This window comes from uncultured Erythrobacter sp. (assembly GCF_947502395.1).
Taxonomy (GTDB): Bacteria; Pseudomonadota; Alphaproteobacteria; order Sphingomonadales; family Sphingomonadaceae; genus Erythrobacter.
Window position 1 is genome coordinate 1 of record NZ_CANMZM010000008.1, and the last position, 1265, is coordinate 1265.

Below are 1265 nucleotides of genomic sequence, written 5' to 3' on the forward strand. Positions count from 1 at the left end.
TGACGTACTCCCCTGATTGTTACCACTCAGAGGTAGAGTCTTTGTCTTTCATGATTGATGTTTGATGGGATGGCAAGCTGTGTAGAGGCATGCCCCCCACACAGCTTGACCGGCGATCTCAGCGGGTGTCTTCCTGCCAAGTTTCGAGTGCGGTCTCACAGTGTTGTAGTCCTTTTTCCAAGCGGCGAGCACGCTGCGGGCATGCGATAGCGAGCTGAACAGCGTTTCGTTGAGGCACTCGTCCCGCAGACGGCCATTAAAGCTTTCGACAAAGCCGTTTTGCCTAAAGAACAATTGGGGCTTGCCCGGTGCGATGTAATGCCATTCGACCCGCCGCTCCTGTGACCAGCGCAAGATTGCTGATGAGGTCAGCTCTGTTCCATTATCGCTGACCACCGTGCGAGGCTTGCCGCGCAAGGCGATCAGATGATCAAGCTCACGCGCAACCCTGCTGCCTGACAGCGATGTGTCTGCGACCAGTGCCAGACACTCACGCGTGTAGTCATCGATCACGCGCAGCATGCGGAACCGCCTACCGCACACCAAGCTGTCAGAGGCGAAGTCGAGCGACCAACGCTGGTTCACCTCTTCTGGCAGTGTGAGTGGCCTGCGTGTGCCCAATGCGCGCTTGCGACCACCACGCTTACGCACCGCCAAGCCTTCCTCGCGGTAGATGCGCAGCAGCTTCTTATGGCTGGGCTTGACCCCCTCACGCGCTAGCAGATAGCCCAGACGGCGATAGCCGAACCGCCTGCGCTCACTAGCCAGCTCGCGCAACCTGCTCCGTAGGCCAGCATCATCTGGCCGCGTGGGCTCATACCGTATCACCCGGTGGCTCACGCCAACCAGCCTACCCGCCCCCAAAGATTATGGCCGCTCGCTCAGCCCGTGCTTTTCACGGGCATGAGCAACGGCGTCTCTCTTTGCACCGGGCGTTACCATTTTTTTATGCCAGATCCTTCAGGACTGCATTGTCCAGCATCTGATCCGCCAACAGCTTCTTCAGACGTGCATTCTCCTGCTCCAGCGCTCTCAAACGCCGCGCATCGGATATCTCCAGCCCGCCGAACTTCGATTTGTATTTGTAAAACGTCGCAGAGCTGATCCCACGCTTGCGGCACACATCAGCTGTTAGCATCCCGGCCTCCTGCTCTTTTAAAATCGCAATGATCTGCTCTTCACTAAAACGACTTCGTTTCATCCTCGTCTGACTCCTTCGTGCCAGACTCTAACAAAAATCGGTCACATTCCAGAGGAGCGCGTCA

At 57.2% G+C, this 1265-nt stretch carries 1 pseudogene; it reads right to left on the minus strand.

The features are described from left to right. Positions 1-26: 26 nt before the first annotated feature. Positions 27-1201: pseudogene (locus tag Q0778_RS16310) on the minus strand (IS3 family transposase). Between the last annotated feature and the right edge of the window lie 64 nt (positions 1202-1265).